Annotated in this window: 18 protein-coding genes; 7 read left to right on the top strand and 11 right to left on the bottom strand. The window is 64.3% G+C overall.

The annotated features are described in order from the left end of the window. A complete protein-coding gene (locus IEW01_RS03945) occupies positions 1-675 on the top strand; it encodes a GntR family transcriptional regulator (RefSeq protein ID WP_438810813.1) in 675 nt (224 codons plus the stop codon). Between the two features lie 76 nt (positions 676-751). Here the strand turns inward: IEW01_RS03945 and IEW01_RS03940 are convergent, their stop codons facing one another. The 11 genes from IEW01_RS03940 to mdh form a co-directional block, all read right to left on the bottom strand. Further along, positions 752-2,197: a peptidoglycan-binding domain-containing protein gene (locus IEW01_RS03940; RefSeq protein ID WP_188526281.1), complete on the bottom strand. Its 1,446-nt coding sequence runs from the start codon at positions 2,195-2,197 to the stop codon at positions 752-754. A gap of 141 nt (positions 2,198-2,338) precedes the next feature. Beyond that, entirely contained in the window at positions 2,339-3,724 is a 1,386-nt protein-coding gene (gene lpdA / locus IEW01_RS03935) for a dihydrolipoyl dehydrogenase (protein ID WP_188526280.1), read from the bottom strand. Positions 3,725-3,767: 43 nt separating this feature from the next. Then, positions 3,768-4,004 carry a hypothetical protein gene (locus tag IEW01_RS03930; RefSeq protein WP_188526279.1) on the bottom strand — a complete coding sequence of 79 codons (237 nt, stop codon included), beginning with the start codon at positions 4,002-4,004 and terminating at the stop codon, positions 3,768-3,770. A 4-nt stretch (positions 4,005-4,008) separates the two neighbouring features. Next, on the bottom strand, positions 4,009-5,541 hold the full coding sequence (odhB, locus tag IEW01_RS03925; protein WP_188526278.1) for a 2-oxoglutarate dehydrogenase complex dihydrolipoyllysine-residue succinyltransferase: 1,533 nt from the start codon (positions 5,539-5,541) through the stop codon (positions 4,009-4,011). A 3-nt stretch (positions 5,542-5,544) separates the two neighbouring features. Further along, positions 5,545-8,517, bottom strand: a complete 2,973-nt coding sequence (locus tag IEW01_RS03920) for a 2-oxoglutarate dehydrogenase E1 component (protein ID WP_188526277.1) — start codon at positions 8,515-8,517, stop codon at positions 5,545-5,547. A 61-nt stretch (positions 8,518-8,578) separates the two neighbouring features. Continuing rightward, positions 8,579-9,463, bottom strand: coding sequence for a succinate--CoA ligase subunit alpha (gene sucD / locus IEW01_RS03915; RefSeq protein WP_188526276.1), 885 nt, complete (start codon positions 9,461-9,463; stop codon positions 8,579-8,581). Positions 9,464-9,476: 13 nt separating this feature from the next. Beyond that, positions 9,477-9,962, bottom strand: a complete 486-nt coding sequence (locus IEW01_RS03910; protein WP_188526275.1) for a hypothetical protein — start codon at positions 9,960-9,962, stop codon at positions 9,477-9,479. A gap of 5 nt (positions 9,963-9,967) precedes the next feature. Further along, a complete protein-coding gene (sucC, locus tag IEW01_RS03905) occupies positions 9,968-11,161 on the bottom strand; it encodes an ADP-forming succinate--CoA ligase subunit beta (protein WP_188526274.1) in 1,194 nt (397 codons plus the stop codon). 197 nt (positions 11,162-11,358) lie between these two features. Next, positions 11,359-11,706, bottom strand: coding sequence for a hypothetical protein (locus IEW01_RS03900; protein ID WP_188526273.1), 348 nt, complete (start codon positions 11,704-11,706; stop codon positions 11,359-11,361). Positions 11,707-11,793: 87 nt separating this feature from the next. Then, on the bottom strand, positions 11,794-12,249 hold the full coding sequence (locus IEW01_RS03895) for a hypothetical protein (RefSeq protein ID WP_188526272.1): 456 nt from the start codon (positions 12,247-12,249) through the stop codon (positions 11,794-11,796). Between the two features lie 133 nt (positions 12,250-12,382). Then, positions 12,383-13,345 carry a malate dehydrogenase gene (mdh, locus tag IEW01_RS03890; protein ID WP_188526271.1) on the bottom strand — a complete coding sequence of 321 codons (963 nt, stop codon included), beginning with the start codon at positions 13,343-13,345 and terminating at the stop codon, positions 12,383-12,385. Between the two features lie 162 nt (positions 13,346-13,507). Between mdh and IEW01_RS03885 the strand changes: the two genes are divergently transcribed. The 6 genes from IEW01_RS03885 to IEW01_RS03860 all read left to right on the top strand — a co-directional run bounded on the left by IEW01_RS03885 (position 13,508) and on the right by IEW01_RS03860 (position 17,673). After that, the gene (locus tag IEW01_RS03885; protein WP_229738041.1) at positions 13,508-14,260 is read left to right on the top strand and encodes a sulfite exporter TauE/SafE family protein; all 753 of its coding nucleotides are present in this window, start codon (positions 13,508-13,510) and stop codon (positions 14,258-14,260) included. A 70-nt stretch (positions 14,261-14,330) separates the two neighbouring features. Beyond that, positions 14,331-14,867, top strand: a complete 537-nt coding sequence (locus tag IEW01_RS03880) for a hypothetical protein (protein ID WP_188526269.1) — start codon at positions 14,331-14,333, stop codon at positions 14,865-14,867. 153 nt (positions 14,868-15,020) lie between these two features. Continuing rightward, entirely contained in the window at positions 15,021-15,875 is an 855-nt protein-coding gene (locus IEW01_RS03875) for an HpcH/HpaI aldolase/citrate lyase family protein (protein ID WP_188526268.1), read from the top strand. 3 nt (positions 15,876-15,878) lie between these two features. Beyond that, on the top strand, positions 15,879-16,436 hold the full coding sequence (locus IEW01_RS03870) for an NnrU family protein (RefSeq protein ID WP_188526267.1): 558 nt from the start codon (positions 15,879-15,881) through the stop codon (positions 16,434-16,436). Beyond that, positions 16,433-16,639, top strand: a complete 207-nt coding sequence (locus tag IEW01_RS03865) for a DUF1737 domain-containing protein (protein WP_188526266.1) — start codon at positions 16,433-16,435, stop codon at positions 16,637-16,639. Before IEW01_RS03870 ends, IEW01_RS03865 begins: the two co-directional genes overlap by 4 nt. Further along, the gene (locus tag IEW01_RS03860; RefSeq protein ID WP_188526265.1) at positions 16,639-17,673 is read left to right on the top strand and encodes a MaoC family dehydratase; all 1,035 of its coding nucleotides are present in this window, start codon (positions 16,639-16,641) and stop codon (positions 17,671-17,673) included. The genes IEW01_RS03865 and IEW01_RS03860 overlap by 1 nt, the downstream gene beginning before the upstream one ends. The last annotated feature ends 23 nt before the right edge of the window (positions 17,674-17,696 follow it).

The following is a 17,696-nucleotide window of genomic DNA, read 5'->3' as shown; positions in this document are numbered from 1 at the left end:
ATGATGACCTCCGACCCAACCCCGCCCGCAAACATCACGACCGGCGCCGAAGCCAGCCTCGCCGCGCATGAACGCGTGTATCGCGCCCTGCGCGGCCGCATCATGTATGGCGAGATGGACGCGGGCGTGCCGCTCACCATTCGGGGCATCGGCGCCGAGTTCGGGGTTTCGATGACGCCGGCGCGCGAGGCGGTGCGCAGGCTCGCCGCCGAAGGGGCGCTCTCGCTCTCGTCGTCGGGCCGGGTGACCACGCCGAACCTGAGCCAGGAGCGGATCGAAGAGCTCGCCGCATTGCGCGCCATGCTCGAGCCGGAACTGGCTGCACGGGCGATGCCGCGCGCGCACATGGCGCTGATCGAGCGGTTGCATACGATCAACGGCCGGATCGCCGAACACGTGGCTAAGAACGATATCGCGGCGTATATCCGCACCAATCTCGAATTTCACCGCACGATCTATCTGCGCGCGCAGGCGCCGGCGATGCTGGCGCTGGCCGAAACCGTCTGGCTCCAGCTCGGCCCGACGATGCGGATGCTTTACATGTCGCGCACCCGCACCGATCTTCAGCGTCACCACCGGCTGATCCTCGCCGCCCTTGCCGCCGGGGATGAACCCGGCCTGCGCCTCGCGGTGCGCACTGACGTGACGCAGGGGCTGAAAATGCTTGTGGGCTGACGTCTTCAAACGTCGTCGCCGAAACGGAAAGGACCGGGGCGATGCCCCGGCCCTGTTTCTTTCAGGATCGTCCCGCTCAGAACTTGATTTTCGGCGCCGTCGCGGAGCCGGAAAGAACGGCACTGTCCCACAGCCCGATGCGGATGACCGAGTTGACGAAAGTCACGCGCAACACCTGCCCGCAGTCGCGCGTCACGCTGCCGAGGCTGGCGGTGTCGAGCAGCGGGCCGTTGCCCTCGGTCCAGGTCCCGGTGCCGAGCGCGGCAAGCCGCAACTGGCCGCATTGTGCCAGAACGCTCGCATCCGCACGCGCGGCCTCGCGCGCGTCGGCGCCGCCGATCCAAACCTCGCCGTTTCCGAACTGGGCTTCCGTGCCATACTTGGCGAGGATTTCCGGCAGCACCTGGGCTTCGAACATCGCCTGGTCAACGCTCGCGGGCATGCGGATCGTCCGGATCGCCGCCAAGGCGCCAAGATCGGGCCGGGCGCTGTCGAACAACGCAACGAACTGTTCCGCCGCGTCGGCAGGCCAGTCGGACTGCTGCGCCAGATAGGCGGTATCCACCGTCTCGGTGCCGCCGAAAGTAGCGGTATTCGCCTGGTCGGTCACCATGTTGGCACCGAGTTCCCCGGCGAGCCGCTCCATCACCGTATCGGGCTTCATGCCGAGAGAAACCCCGAGAATATCGAACGCGAGGTTCTCGCCGACCGGGGTGACCTGCGTCGGCGCTTCTTCCTGCGGCTGGGCGGCGTTCTGCGCCCCGTTCGCGCTGCCTGTCGTCGTCATGCTGCCCGAAGACCCCGAGGACCGCCAGGCGACGAGATGCGCCCCCGCCGGAACCGGAGCTGGCGTGCCCTGCATATGTGCAAGCAGGCGACGCGAGGCGACTGGCCCACCCGGCAGGCCCTGGCTCGCCTTGTAGGCGGCAATGGCGTTGCGAGTCATCCCGCCGAAGGCGCCATCGACCGGCCCGGCGTTGAAACCGCGCCGGTTCAACTCGGCCTGAAGCTGGCGCACCTGATCGCGCGTCAGATCATTGGCGAGATCCGCGTTGAACAGGTAAGTCGCGTCGTCGGCATAGGACATGAACTCCGGCGAGAGCACCACGAGATCGTTGATCTGCTGGCCGGTGAGACGCCCGGTCGCATTCGCGCCGATGGCGGCCTGGTATTGCCGGATCGCGGTGCGGGTACCGGCACCGAACGCGCCGTCGATCGCACCGCTGTAGAACCCGAGGTTGCGCAAGCCGCCCTGCACCCACATCGCCTGGGTGCGGTTGAGCGCGATGGCATCGACAGCGCCAACTCGCGCGCCGCCGGTGGATGCGGTGCTGCCGCCGCACCTGTGCGGGTTGGCGGCGCAATACACCGCGGTGCCGACGATCCCGAGGGCAACGGCTCCCGCGATCCCGTCTTGTGCCACGGCCGGGCGCGGCGTCGACAGCCCAAGGGCAACGGCGAGCGCGAGCACGGTCGCGAAGAGGGGTTTAAAGATCAGGTCTGGAAAAATGTCATAACGCATGGTGTGCCTCCTCGAAAAACCAAGTGGACTCGGCCAGTTCGAAAAAGATCGTGGCAGCACGGCGCGCGCCTGTCAAATCCCGCGCGCCGGACATAACACCGCGGCCCGCGCTAGGCTTGGCGCCGCCGCGCTGCCGCCCGATCAGCTGTGGATCGGCCCGTCGCCGCAGGCCAGCGCCGCTTCGCGCACCGCTTCGGAAAGCGTCGGGTGGGCGTGGCAGGTGCGCGCCAGATCTTCCGCCGCGGCCCCGAATTCCATCGCCACGCAGACCTCGTGGATCAACTCCCCTGCCGAGGGGCCGAGGATGTGCACGCCGAGGATACGGTCGGTCTCCTTGTCGGCGAGGATCTTCACGAAGCCTTCGCCCTGGTGCATCGCCTTGGCGCGGCCGTTGCCCATGAAGGAGAACTTGCCGACCTTGTAGGCGCGACCCTCTTCCTTCAGCTCTTCCTCGGTCTTGCCGACGCTGGCGACCTCGGGAGTGGTGTAGATCACGCCCGGGATCACGTCGTAGTTCACGTGCCCCGCCTGCCCGGCGATACGCTCGGCCACGGCCATGCCCTCGTCTTCGGCCTTGTGCGCGAGCATCGGGCCTTCGGTCACGTCGCCGATCGCCCAGATGCCTTCGACGGAGGTCTTGCCCTGGTCGGCGGCGATCTGGCCGCGCTCGGTCTTCTTGACGCCCGCCGCATCGAGGCCAAGCCCCTCGGCGTAGGGCCGCCGGCCGGTGGCCACCAGAACCACGTCGGCCTCCAGCGTGTGATCGCTCTCGTCCTTGCGCAACTGGTAATGCACGGTGGCCTTGGTCTTCTTCGCGTCGACCTTCTGCACCGCGGCGCCGAGCACGAATTCCATTCCCTGTTTCTTGAGCGTGCGCTGGAAGGTTTTCTGAATCTCGCCATCCATCCCCGGCGTGACGTGGTCGAGGTATTCCACCACCGTCACCTCGGTGCCGAGGCGGGCATAGACCGAGCCCATCTCCAGCCCGATCACGCCGGCACCGATCACCACCATTTTCTTGGGGATCTTCGGCAGCGCGAGCGCGCCGGTGGAGGTGACCACCACCTTCTCGTCGATTTCCACGCCGGGCAGGCTCGATGCCTCGGACCCGGTGGCGATGACGATGTGTTTTGCGCTGTGGGTCTCGTCGCCCACGATCACCTGGCCCTTGCCCGGGATCGAGGCCCAGCCCTTGATCCAGTCGACCTTGTTTTTCTTGAACAGGAACTCGATGCCCTTGGTGTTCTGGGCGACCACGTCGTCCTTGTAGGCCTGCATCTCCTTCCAGTCGACCGAGGGCGATTTGCCCTTGAGGCCCATCTTGGCGAAGTTGTGCTCGGCCTCGTGCAGCATGTGCGAGGCGTGCAGAAGCGCCTTGGAGGGGATGCAGCCCACGTTGAGGCAGGTGCCCCCAAGGGTTTCGCGGCCCTCGACGCAGGCGGTCTTGAGGCCCAGTTGCGCGCAACGGATGGCGCAAACATAGCCCCCCGGCCCGCCGCCGATCACGATCACATCATACTCTGCCATGTCTCACTCCTTGCCCCGCTGGGCGTATTTGTCGTTGCCGTCCTCAAGTGCCCTTGCCGCCGCCCGCGCCGGGGCGCGTGAGCACGAAGGCGAGCACGAAGGTAATGCCGACGTAGGCCCAGCCCACCCAGATCAGCCATGCCGGCCCGTTCATCCACACCACGGCATAGATCGCGAGGATCACCAGAACGGAGCGGATCGCCCAGATCCGGAGCTTCAGCTTGCGGCTCGGCATCCACGAGGCGAGGCCTGTATCGGGTTTCTGGTCGGGTTCGGTCATCGGCTTACAGATCCATCAACAAACGGCGCGGGTCTTCCAGCGCCTCTTTCACGCGGACGAGGAAGGTGACCGCGCCCTTGCCATCGACGATACGGTGATCGTAGCTCAGCGCCAGGTACATCATCGGGCGGATCACGATCTCGCCGTTCACCACCATCGGCCGGTCCTGGATCTTGTGCATTCCGAGAATGCCCGATTGCGGTGGGTTCAGGATCGGGCTCGACATCAGCGAGCCGTAGACCCCGCCGTTGGAAATGGTGAAGGAGCCGCCCTGCATCTCGGCCATGGTGAGCTTGCCGTCGCGCGCACGCGTGCCCAGTTCGTTGATCTTCTGCTCGATGGCGTGGAAGCTCATCTGGTCGGCATCGCGCACCACCGGCACCACGAGGCCCTGCGGCGTGCCCACGGCCACGCCCATGTGGACGTAGTTCTTGTAAACCACGCCGTCGCCGTCGATCTCGGCGTTGACGTCGGGCACCTCTTTCAGCGCATGCACGCAGGCCTTCACGAAGAACGACATGAAGCCGAGCTTCACCCCGTGTTTCTTCAGGAACAGGTCCTTGTATTCGTTGCGCAATTCCATCACCGCCGACATATCCACCTCGTTGTAGGTGGTGAGGATCGCGGCCGTGTTCTGCGCGTCCTTGAGGCGGCGGGCGATGGTCTGGCGCAGGCGCGTCATCTTCACCCGCTCCTCGCGGGCGGCATCCTCGGCGGGAACGGCGGCACGCGGTGCGGCGGAGGGCGCAGGCTTCGCGCTCGGGGAAGAGGTGGCGGCGAGCGCGCGCTTCACGTCGTCCTTCATGATCCGCCCGTCACGGCCCGTGCCCTCGACCTTGTCGGGCGAAAGCCCGGCCTCGGCCATCGCCTTCTTGGCCGATGGCGCGTGCTCGATATCCTTGCCCGAGGCGGCGGGGGCCGCCGGGGTCTCTTGCGCCGCTTCGGCCTTCGGCGCCGGTTTCGCAGCCCCGCCCGACGCGCCCTCGGTGATCACCGCGAGCTTGCCACCGGCTTCCACCGTCGCGCCTTCCTCGGCCAGGATCTCGCTCAGCACACCCGCAACCGGGGCCGGCACCTCGACCGAAACCTTGTCGGTCTCCAGTTCGCAGAGCATCTCGTCGGCATCGACCGTGTCGCCCACCTTGACGAACCAGGTCGAGACCGAGGCTTCGCTGACGCTTTCGCCGAGCGCGGGCACCATCACGTCAACCGCCGGGCCTTCTTCGACCTCGGCCCTGACCTCGGACTGCACTTCCACCTTGGCGGGCTTCTCGTCCTTTGCCGGAGCCTCGGCACCCTTGCCCTCGGTCAACGTGGCCAGCAGCGCATCCACGCCGACGGTCTCGCCCTCGCCGGCGATGATCTCGCCGAGCACGCCCGCCGAGGGGGCGGGCACCTCCACGGTGACCTTGTCGGTCTCCAGTTCGCAGAGCATCTCGTCGGCCTCGACCGCGTCGCCCGGTTTCTTGAACCAGGTCGCCACGGTGGCTTCGGTCACGCTTTCGCCCAGGGTGGGCACCCGAACTTCAATGCTCATGGGTCAGTTCCCTTCGATCGTCAGCGCGTCGTTCACGAGCGCCTCTTGTTGTGCTTTGTGCTGGCTCATCAACCCGGTCGCGGGCGAAGCCGCCGCCGGGCGCCCGACGTAGCGCGGGCGGGTGTTGGCCTTGCGGATACGGCTCAGAACCCATTCGATATTGGGTTCCATGAACGTCCAGCCGCCCTGGTTCTTGGGCTCTTCCTGGCACCAGATCACCTCGGCGTTGGAGAAGCGTTCCAGCTCCTTCACCAGGCTCAGCGCCGGGAAGGGATAGAACTGCTCCACACGCATGATGTAGACATCCTCGATCTCGCGCGAGTCGCGCGCTTCTAGCAGGTCGTAGTAGACCTTGCCGGAACACATCACCACGCGCTTGATCTTGTCGTCGGCAACAAGCCTGCCATTGGAGCGCCCGGTGGGACGTTGCGGATCGGCGTCATCCCAGAGCACGCGGTGGAACGACGACCCCTCGATGAAATCGGCGGCATCCGAAACCGCGAGCTTGTGGCGCAGGAGCGATTTCGGCGTCATCAGGATGAGCGGCTTGCGATAGGTGCGGTGCAACTGGCGGCGCAGGATGTGGAAGTAGTTCGCCGGGGTGGTGCAGTTGGCCACGATCCAGTTGTCGCCGCCACACATCTGCAGGAAGCGTTCGAGCCGGGCGGAGGAGTGTTCCGGCCCCTGCCCCTCGTAACCATGCGGCAGGAGCACGGTCAGCCCCGACATCCGCAGCCACTTGGCTTCGCCCGACGAGATGAACTGGTCGAACATGATCTGCGCCCCATTGGCGAAATCGCCAAACTGCGCCTCCCACATCGTCAGCGCGTTGGGTTCGGCGAGGCTGTAGCCGTATTCGAAGCCCAGCACGGCGTATTCCGAGAGCATCGAGTCGATGACCTCGTAACGCGCCTGCCCCTCGCGGATATGGTTGAGCGGGTAGTAGCGTTCCTCGGTGGCCTGGTTGATCAGCGCTGAGTGGCGATGTGAGAAGGTGCCACGTGTGGCATCCTGCCCCGAGAGGCGCACCGGGTAGCCTTCGAGCGTGAGCGAACCGATGGCCAAAGCCTCGCCGGTGGCCCAGTCGAACCCCTTGCCGGTCTCGAACATCTGGCGCTTGGCCTCGAGCATCCGCCCCACCGTCTTGTGCAGCTCGAACCCATCGGGCGCCCGGGTGAGCGCCGTGCCGATCTCGTGGAACATTGCCTCCGGGATCGCGGTCTGGCCGCGCTGGTATTCCTCGCCCTGCCGGTTGAGATGCGACCAGCGCCCGTCGAGCCAGTCGGCCTTGTTGGGCTTGTAGTCCTTCGAGGCCTCGAACTCCTCGTTGAGCCCGGCCTGGAAGGCGGTCTTCATGTCCTCGATCTCGCCCTCGGGGATCAGCCCGTCCTTGATCAGGCGCTCGGTGTAGAGCTGGAGCGTGGTCTTGTGGGTCTTGATCGCCTTGTACATGAGGGGGTTGGTGAACATCGGTTCATCCCCCTCGTTGTGGCCGAAGCGCCGGTAGCAGAACATGTCGATGACCACGTCCTTGTGGAACTTCTGGCGGAACTCGGTGGCCACCTTGGCGGCATGGACCACGGCTTCCGGGTCGTCGCCGTTGACGTGGAAGATCGGCGCCTCAACCATCAGCGCGATATCGGTCGGATAGGGCGAGGAGCGCGAGAAGCTCGGCGCCGTGGTGAAGCCGATCTGGTTGTTGACAATGATGTGGATCGTGCCGCCGGTGCGGTGGCCGACGAGGCCCGAGAGGCCGAAGCCCTCCGCCACAACGCCCTGCCCGGCGAACGCAGCGTCACCATGCAGAAGCACCGGCAGAACCTGGGTGCGCTCGGTATCGTTGAGCTGCGCCTGCTTGGCGCGCACCTTGCCCAGCACCACCGGGTTGACCGCCTCGAGGTGGCTGGGGTTGGCGGTCAGGCTGAGGTGGACCTTGTTACCGTCGAACTCACGGTCCGACGAGGCGCCGAGGTGGTATTTCACGTCGCCCGAGCCATCGACGTCCTCGGGCTTGAAGCTGCCGCCCTGGAACTCGTTGAAGATCGCGCGGTAGGGCTTCGACATCACGTTGGCGAGCACCGAAAGGCGGCCGCGGTGCGGCATCCCGATGACGACCTCCTTCAGGCCGAGCGAGCCGCCGCGCTTGATGATCTGCTCCATCGCCGGCACCAGCGCCTCGGCGCCGTCGAGGCCGAAACGCTTGGTGCCCATGAACTTGACGTGGCAGAACTTCTCGAAGCCTTCCGCCTCGACCAGCTTGTTCAGGATCGCCTGACGGCCACGGCGGGTGAACTGGATTTCCTTGCCCAGCCCCTCGATCCGCTCCTTGAGCCAGCTCGATTGCTCGGGGTCGGAAATGTGCATGTACTGCAGCGCGAAAGTGCCGCAATAGGTGCGCCGCACGATATCGAGGATCTGGCGCATCGAGCCGGTTTGCAGGCCCAGCACGTTGTCGAGGTAGATCGGCCGGTCCATGTCGGCCTCGGTGAAGCCGTAGGAGGCCGGATCAAGCTCCGGGTGGTCGCTTTTTTCGTGCAGGCCAAGAGGATCGAGATCGGCGGCAAGGTGGCCGCGAATACGGTAGGCGCGGATGATCATCAGCGCGCGCACCGAATCGAGCACGGCGCGCTTCACCTGGTCCTCGGTGATCACCACGCCGGCCTCGGCGGCCTTGTCCTTGATCTTGGCGGCGATCTTCTCGGGCTTGGCCTCCTCGGGCCACTGGCCGTCGAGCGCGTGAACCAGGTCACCCCCCGGGGTCGGCGGCCAATCGCGCCGTTGCCATGAGGGCCCCTGCGCCTCGGCGGTCACGTCACCCTCGGCATCGCCCAATTCGGCGAAAAACGCCCGCCACGCCTCGTCGACCGCATCCGGGTCTTTCGCGTATTGCGCGTAAAGCTGTTCGAGATAGGCCGCGTTGTGGCCCTGCATGAAGCTCGACGCCTTGAACTGGTCGTTTGGGGAATGGTCGGTCATGGGGTGTCACCTGACGAAATGGACTGCGCGCGCCCGGGTCGATCGGGCGCGCGCAAGCAGTTTATTTTCCGATCGCCTCGAGCACGGCTTCGCCCAGCGTCGCCGGGCTGTCGGCCACGACGATGCCGGCCGAGCGCATAGCCTCGATCTTGTCTTCGGCGCCGCCCTGGCCGCCCGACACGATCGCGCCGGCATGGCCCATGCGGCGGCCCGGAGGCGCGGTGCGGCCGGCGATGAAGCCGGCAACCGGCTTCCAGCGGCCCTTTTTCTTCTGTTCCTTGAGGAACTCGGCCGCTTCTTCCTCGGCGGTGCCGCCGATCTCGCCGATCATGATGATGCTCTCGGTCTCGTCGTCGTCGAGGAACATGTCGAGCACGTCGATATGCTCGGTGCCCTTGATCGGGTCGCCGCCGATACCCACGGCGGTGGACTGGCCGAGGCCGATGTCGGAGGTCTGTTTCACGGCTTCATAAGTAAGGGTGCCCGAGCGGCTGACGACACCCACGCTCCCGCGCTTGTGAATATGGCCGGGCATGATGCCGATCTTGCAGGCGTCGGGGGTGATCACGCCGGGGCAGTTCGGGCCGATCAGCCGCGAGGCGGAGCCTTCGAGCGCGCGCTTGACCTTCATCATGTCGAGCACCGGGATGCCCTCGGTGATGCAGACGATCAGTTCCATCTCGGCGTCGATCGCTTCGAGGATCGAGTCGGCGGCAAACGGCGGCGGCACGTAGATCACGCTCGCATTCGCCTCGGTCACGGATTTGGCCTCGTGCACGGAGTTGAACACAGGCAGGTTCAGGTGCGTCTGCCCGCCCTTGCCCGGGGTCACGCCGCCGACCATCTTGGTGCCGTAAGCGATGGCCTGTTCGGAATGGAAGGTGCCCTGCGAGCCGGTAAAGCCCTGGCAGATCACCTTGGTGTTTTCGTTAACGAGAATTGCCATTTCGCCTGGCTCCCTATTCTTCTTGAAAATCGGACGATGCTAGCACCTGTCCGAAAAATGTCGATGTGAGTGAACCGATCGGAAGCGTCGCTGAACCGTTATCGGACTGAACCTTGACCGATCCCGCGAACATAGGACTGCGACCCTTGTAGGGGTTTGGTTGCAGGTCGGCTTGTTCCCACGAAACGTCGATTGAGTCCGCATGAACAATGAGCCCAAGCAAGGCCCAGAGGTTCTTTTCTGGCGGCTCCAATTGGGACGGAGGCCAGAGTGGATCGCTGCCGACGGTGGCACTTTTTAAGCTTCGCCTTTCCATCAGTTTTCTTGCGTGGAATGCGAAGTCCAAAAGGTCACTCTTGATTTGGTCTTCGATCAGGACTTGGAGGTTTTTATCGGACGGCCATACGGCATGACTGGCCGCAGCGAGTCGCACCCCGCAATCCTGCGCTGTGCGCCCGTTGTGGCGCTCCAGCCAATCGTTTGCGGCAATCGCGGACACCAGCCTTACCCCTTCACCGCCTTGACGATCTTCTCGGCGCCGTCCGACAGGTTGTCGGCGGCGATCACGTCGAGACCGGAATTGTTGATCAGCGCCTTGCCCTCTTCCACGTTGGTGCCCTCGAGGCGCACCACCAACGGCACTTGCAGGCCGACTTCCTTCACCGCCGCGATCACGCCTTCCGCGATCACGTCGCAGCGCATGATGCCGCCGAAGATGTTGACGAGGATGCCCTTCACCTGCGGATCGGAGGTGATGATCTTGAAGGCTTCGGTCACCTTCTCCTTGGTGGCGCCGCCGCCCACGTCGAGGAAGTTGGCGGGCTCGGCGCCATAGAGCTTGATGATGTCCATCGTCGCCATGGCGAGGCCCGCGCCGTTCACCATACAGCCGATCTCGCCATCGAGCGCGATGTAGTTGAGATCGTATTTCGAGGCTTCCAGCTCCTTGGGATCTTCCTCCGAGGTGTCGCGCAGTTCGGCGATGTCGGGGTGGCGGTAGATCGCGTTGCCGTCGAAGCCGAACTTGGCGTCGAGCACCTTGAGATCGCCGGTATCGGTCACGATCAGCGGGTTGATCTCGAGCATCTCCATGTCTTTCTCGGTGAAGACCTTGTAGAGCGTGCCCATGAGCGCGACGCACTGTTTCACCTGCGCGCCTTCAAGGCCCAGCGCGAAGGCGATGCGGCGGCCGTGGAAGCCCTGGTAGCCCGTGGCCGGGTCGACGCTGAACGAGAGGATCTTCTCGGGCGTCTTCGCCGCCACTTCCTCGATATCCATGCCGCCTTCGGTAGAGCAGACGAAAGAGATGCGGCTGGTCTTCCGGTCGACCAGCAGGGCGAGGTAAAGCTCGCGCTCGATGCCGGAGCCGTCTTCGATGTAGATGCGGTTGACCTGCTTGCCCGCCGGGCCGGTCTGGTGCGTCACCAGCGTGCGGCCGAGCATCTTCTTGGCTTCCTCGGCGGCCTCCTCGACCGACTTCGCGAGCCGGACACCGCCCTTTTCGCCTGCGCCGGCCTCCTTGAAGTGGCCCTTGCCGCGGCCGCCGGCGTGAATTTGCGCCTTCACCACCCAGAGCGGCCCGTCGAGCTCACTCGCCTTGGTCTTCGCCTCATCGGCCTTGAGAACGACCCGGCCGTCGGAAACCGGTGCGCCGTAGCTGCGAAGAAGCGCCTTCGCCTGGTATTCATGGATATTCATGAAACTGTCCCGTCTGCTTGCGATTGCCGGGCACATTGCACGGCACGAGGGTGCGAAGAAACGGTTTTCTGCCTTATGAGCGGCAATCGGCCCGGATTTCTGCACTATGTGATCACATATTTCCAACGTGTGATCACAAAGCAGGATCGCGGCAGCCTGTCGCAGGCTTCGCGCCCCACGAGTCGCCCGGCAACGGACTACCGGGATCGCCGGAGCAGCCCCGCGCGCAGCCTTTCCATGAGCCGACGGAGTCTGCGCGTGGCCTTGCCGGCGCCGCCCTGCTGTCTCTTGAGTTGAAGACGCAACCGATCGGTCGGCGTGGAAATCGCTTGCGGGGTTCCGCCAAGGCTCCAATCCGTCTCCAACAGATCGCGCACATGCTTGGCCCGCGGCACCGATAGAAGTTCGTCCAGACTATAGGGCGTCATCGGATCGCCCGGTGGGCCTTTGTGCAGCGCCGCCTGGTGCAGTATGCGCGGCGCGCCGTTGATCAAAAGCCAGACATCGATCGTCTTGATGTTCTTCAGATTGTATTCGATCGGCAAAGGGATGAAACGAAGGTCGGTCTCATAAAGACGGCGGCGCAGCGCCGGTTGGTCCAGACGCGATTTGGTCCGGGCTACTTCATCTTCTCATTCGGTCAGAAAGGCGGCGAGCCGAGGGCTCGAGCGCGCCGCGATCACGCCGGAATTCACCACCGGGAAAGCGCGGGGCAGGCCGTCATCCGGAGGAACCATCTGCTGTGAACGGTTACCGCCAAGCGCCGCTGCCAGATCATACCCGTCGAGAAGATCGAAGACCTCGGAAATATCGGTGAGCACCATCACGTCGGCATCCAGGTAGATGGTGCGCGCAAACCGCGAGCGGCGCAGTGCTTCCATCTTCGGTCGGTGACCGTTGTGAGCCAGACCGTGAATCTGATCGAAAACCACATCATCCACGGCCTGATCAGTGAACAGATCGATCGCCGCGCGTGGCATCACGGCCCGAAGCGAGCGGGCCGCACGCCGTGCGAGGATTGTATAGGATTCACCGGTCGTCGCGAAAACGAAGCCCTTTTCAGGCTCGGCGGTCAGTTCGTCCGTCATCGTGAATCCCCTCACTCGCTGAACACCCGTCTCCCTGGTCAATCCCCTAGCACTGCCCAAGCGGCATAAACACAAAAAAGGGCGGCCCACCCTTTCGGAGGCCGCCCATCTTTCTGTCTGATCGCGGTCGCCCTCAGGCGAGAGCTTCGTCGATCCCCTTGCAGGCTTCCACGAGGCCCTTCACCGCGTCGACCGACTTGTCGAACATCTCCTGCTCATCCTTGGCGAGCTTGATGTCGACCACGCGTTCGATACCGTTCGCGCCGATGATCGTCGGCACGCCAACATACATGCCTTCGAGGCCGAGGGCGCCGTCGACCCATGCCGCGCAGGGCAGAAGGCGCTTCTGGTCCTTGAGATAGGCTTCCGCCATCTCCACGGCCGAGGCCGCCGGGGCGTAGAAGGCAGAGCCGGTTTTCAGCAGGCCGACGATCTCGGCGCCGCCGTCGCGGGTGCGCTGCACGATGGCGTCGAGCTTTTCCTGCGTGGTCCAGCCCATCTCAACGAGGTCGGGGAGCGGGATGCCGGCGACCGTCGAGTAACGGGTAAGCGGCACCATGGTGTCGCCATGGCCGCCGAGCACGAAGGCGGTCACATCCTTCATCGACACGTCGAATTCGACCGAAAGGAAGTGACGGAAACGGGCGGCGTCGAGCACGCCCGCCATGCCCACCACCTTCTCCGGCGGCAGGCCGGAATACTGCTGCAGCGCCCAGACCATCGCGTCGAGCGGGTTGGTGATGCAGATCACGAAAGCGTCGGGGGCGTTGGCCTTGATGCCTTCGCCCACGGCCTTCATCACCTTGAGGTTGATGCCGAGCAGGTCGTCGCGGCTCATGCCGGGCTTGCGCGGCACACCGGCGGTGACGATGCACACATCGGCGCCGGCGATGTCGGCGTAGTCGGTCGTGCCCTTCAGCGCCGCGTCGAAGCCTTCGACCGGGCCCGATTCCGCGATGTCGAGTGCCTTGCCCTGGGGCGTGCCGTCGGCAATGTCGAAGAGAACCACGTCACCGAGTTCCTTGAGCGCGACGAGATGGGCGAGCGTGCCGCCGATCTGGCCTGCGCCGATGAGGGCAATCTTGGGTCGAGCCATGAAATGATCTCCGATCAGGTTTGTTTGGTGCCGGTTGCCTACCCCCGGTGGCGCTGCCACGCAAGCCCGCCGCGCCGCAGCACCTGCGGGCCCGTGCCCCTTGCACCCCGGGCTGATACCGCTAAACCTGTTCAGAATGAGGGGTTTCCGGAAGGGGTGCGCGTGGAACTTGGCCTGACATTCTTCCTCGTGGCGATCCCCGCCGTGATCTTCGCGGGCGTCTCGAAGGGGGGCTTCGGCTCCGGTGCGGCCTTCGCCGCGACGCCGCTTCTGGCGCTGATTCTGGAGCCCGGGCAGGCGATCGGGTTGATGCTGCCGCTTCTCATGCTGATGGATGTGACCGCGCTCAAACCCTATTGGAAGACCTGGGACACGCCCTCCGCACTGGCTTTGATCGTCGGCGCGGTGCCCGGCATCGCGCTCGGGGCCGCGCTCTACTCGATCAGCAATCCCGACCTGTTCCGCTTCCTGATCGGCGCGGTGGCGCTGGCCTTCGTCATCTGGCAATCGGCCAAGCGGCTCGGGCTCTACCGTCCGGGCACGCGGCCGATGTCGCTCTGGGGCGGGCGCGTGGCCGGGGCGGTGACCGGGTTCACCAGCTTCATCAGCCACGCGGGCGGACCACCCTCGGCGGTGTTCCTGCTCACCCGCGGCTTCGACAAGACCACCTACCAGGGCACCACCGTGCTCGTGTTCTGGGCGGTGAACCTGCTGAAGTTTTTGCCCTATCTTTTTCTCGGCATCTTCACGTGGGAAACTGCGCGGGCCGATCTCATCCTCATTCCCTTCGCCGTGCTCGGGGTCTGGATCGGCGTCATCGCGCACCGGAGGCTGACCGACCGGTGGTTTTTCGCGCTGACTTACCTGTTTCTCACCCTCACCGGCATCAAGCTGATCTGGGACTCGCTGTCGTAGGGCGCCAGCAATCCTTGACAATTTCACGCCAACTAAGCCAGCGTCGAAATATTCATGGAGGGCACACTAAATGAGTCTCGCCAAATTTGTAGCTTCCGCAATGGTATTGCTGACTTCGTTTACGCCTGCTGCTAGTCAAGAGACGGTCAGCGAGGAGGCAACTGAAACAATCCGCTATCGTTACACCGGCGACGGACTTATTCCAGTTGACCAAGAAATTGATCGTGAATTGTTATTGCCAGATTCTAAGGCCCCTGCGTTCCAACTGGCCCAAGGCTTAGGATACGCGAAGATTGATCCCAGCGGAAAAATCGAAAGCATTTTCACACCCGAGTATCTAGGGTCCGGAGAGTTATCTCTAGACAAACTGCCGGCAGGGTATGGCATCCAAGCCGTGAATTTCTTTGGCCGAAAACAGGTGTCCGCGGAAGAAGTTCAAACTATTCTTGTGGATGCATTCAATTCAACGTTCGACAGCATCTGTGCAGCAGAAAGAAAACTTCAAACTGTGCGATTTTCCACCGAAATCGGAATCGACTTCGGCGTGACCGCAAAGGTCATTCTGGAAGCCGAAATGAAGCCAAGGGAAGACTGCCAAGAGGAGTAGATCCGCGGGCTCAGCTATCAGTACTGGCCCGGTCGACTGTTTTGGGCTTTCGAATTCACGATTGGTTTTTTCTGCATTGCGGCATTTTGGGGCTTGCGGATTCCTGCGTGGATATGGTCGGTTGCGCAACAAAATTGCCGCATGGAGAGAATCATGACCCAGTCGACGCGCCCCTACCGCTCGGTGCTCTACATCCCGGGCTCGAACGCGCGCGCGCTCGACAAGGCGCGCAGCCTCGCCGCCGATGCGATCATCTTCGATCTCGAAGACGCCGTCGCGCCCGACGCCAAGGACCAGGCCCGCGCGACCCTGCGCGAGGAACTCGACAAGGGCGGCTACGGCAACCGGGCCAAGCTGGTGCGGATCAACGGCTTCGAGAGCCGCTGGGGCAATGCCGATATCCAGGCCTTCCGAAACGCCGAGATCGACGGCATCCTGCTGCCCAAGGTCAACTCGGCCTACGATGTCGAGACGCTGGCCGAGATGATGTCGGACGTGGCGATCTGGGCGATGATGGAAACCGCCTCCGGCGTTCTCAACGCCAAGGAAATCGCCGCGCACCCGCGCCTTGCCGGGATCGTGATGGGCACGAACGACCTGGTGAAGGAACTCGGCGCGCGCCCCGGCCCGGACCGCGCCGAGATCATGATGGCGCTCCAGATCAGCCTGATCGCCGCCCGCGCCGATGGCGTGCCGATCGTCGATGGGGTCTACAACGCCTTCAAGGACGATGAGGGTCTGCGGCGCGAATGCGAGCAGGGGCGCGATCTCGGCTTCGACGGAAAAACCCTGATCCACCCCGCCCAGATCGCCATTGCCAACGAGGTTTTCGCCCCATCGCAGGCCGACCTCGATCTGGCCCGCCGCCAGATCGCCGCCTTCGAGGAAGCCGAGGCCGCCGGGCAGGGTGTGGCGGTTGTTGATGGCAAAATCGTCGAGAATCTGCATATCGTGACGGCGAAGGCTTTGATCGCCAAGGCCGACGCCATTGCAGACCTCGAAGGATAAACCATGACCCTCCTGATTATCGGCCTCATCCTGTGGGTACTTTCTCACACCCTCAAACGCATCGCCCCCGGCCTGCGGGCAAGCCTGGGCGAACAGCGCGGCAAGGGCCTCATGGCGCTGATGGCGCTGGCCGGCATCGTGCTCATGGTGATCGGTTACCGCAGCACGACCAATATTCCCGTCTACACCCCGCTGCCAGGCATGGGCCATGCCAACAACCTCATCATGCTGTTCTCAATCTTCTTCTTCGGCGCGGGCAGCATGAAAGGCTGGGTCGCCTCGAAGGTCCGCCACAACATGCTCACCGGCCTGCTGCTCTGGGCGATCGCCCACCTGCTGGTGAACGGCGATCTGGCCTCGGTGGTACTGTTCGGCGGCATGGGGGCCTACGCGCTCCTGTCGATGGTGCTGATCAGCCGGGCCGAGCCGTGGCAGCGCCCGGCCCCCGGCCCGATCCGCAAGGATGCGATGCTGGCCGTTGGATCACTCGTGCTCTACGCGGTGATTTCTGCAGTGCATTACTGGCTCGGCTACAGCCCCTTCCTGGGAACCTATGCATGAAGCTCTACCGTCTGCTCACCGGCGACGATAACGCCGCGTTCTGCCACAAGGTCACTGCCGAGCTGAACAAGGGGTGGGCGCTGCATGGCGACCCGGCTTACGCCTTCGATGCCGCGAACGGCGTGATGCGCTGCGCCCAGGCCGTGGTGAAGGACGTGTCCGGCAAGGAATACCAGCCCGACATGGAACTGGGAGCGCAGTGATGGCCAAGACCAACCCGGGCCGTTTCTTCGAGGACTACCGCATTGGCGAGGTCATCGCCCACGCGGTGCCGCGTACCGTCTCGGGCGGCGAGCGCGCGCTCTACCACGCGCTCTACCCCGCCCGCCACGCGCTCTATTCCTCCGACGAATTCGCCCGGGCCTGCGGCCTCGACCAGTCGCCGCTCGACGATCTCGCCGCCTTTCACATCGTCTTCGGAAAGACGGTGCCCGATATCTCGCTGAACGCGGTGGCCAACCTCGGCTATGCCGAAGGCCGCTGGCTGAAGCCGGTCTATCCCGGCGACACGCTGCGCGCGACAAGCCAGGTGATCGGGCTGAAGCAGAATTCCAACGGCAAGTCGGGCGTCGTCTGGGTGCGCACCCGGGGCATCAACCAGGACGACGAGCCGGTGCTCGACTACATCCGCTGGGTCATGGTGCGCAAAGGCGACCCGAACGCCGACGCGCCCGACACCCTGGTTCCCGAGTTGAAGCCCGCGCTGGCGGCAGATGACTTGGTAATTCCCGAGGGCCTCGATTTTGCCCGCTACGATTTCACCCTCGCGGGCGGGCTTCATCGAATGGCGGATTACGCGATCGGAGAAAAGATCGACCACGTCGATGGCGTGACGATCGAGGAAGCCGAGCACATGATGGCCACGCGGCTGTGGCAGAACACCGCCAAGGTGCATTTCGACGCCACCAACCGCGAAGACGGCAAGCGGCTGATCTATGGCGGCCACGTCATCAGCCTTGCGCGCGCGCTCAGTTTCAACGGCCTCGCCAACGCCCAGATGATCGTTGGGCTCAACGCCGGTGCCCACGCCAACCCCTGCTTCGCCGGCGATACGCTGCGCGCATGGTCGGAGGTGCTCGACATGGCCGAGACAACCCACCCCGGCGTCGGCGCGGTGCGGCTGCGGCTCGTCGCGATGAAACATGGCGCCCCGGCCTTCGCGCTGAAAGGCGAAGATGGCAAATACCTCCCCGAGGTGCTTCTCGATCTCGACTATTGGGCGCTGATGCCGATCTGACGCTCGCCTGCGAATCTGCCCGA

This window comes from Sinisalibacter lacisalsi, assembly GCF_014640115.1.
Classification (GTDB): Bacteria; Pseudomonadota; Alphaproteobacteria; order Rhodobacterales; family Rhodobacteraceae; genus Sinisalibacter; species Sinisalibacter lacisalsi.
The sequence above is the reverse complement of the archived record's forward strand: the minus strand, read 5'-3'. Positions and strand labels throughout refer to the sequence as shown.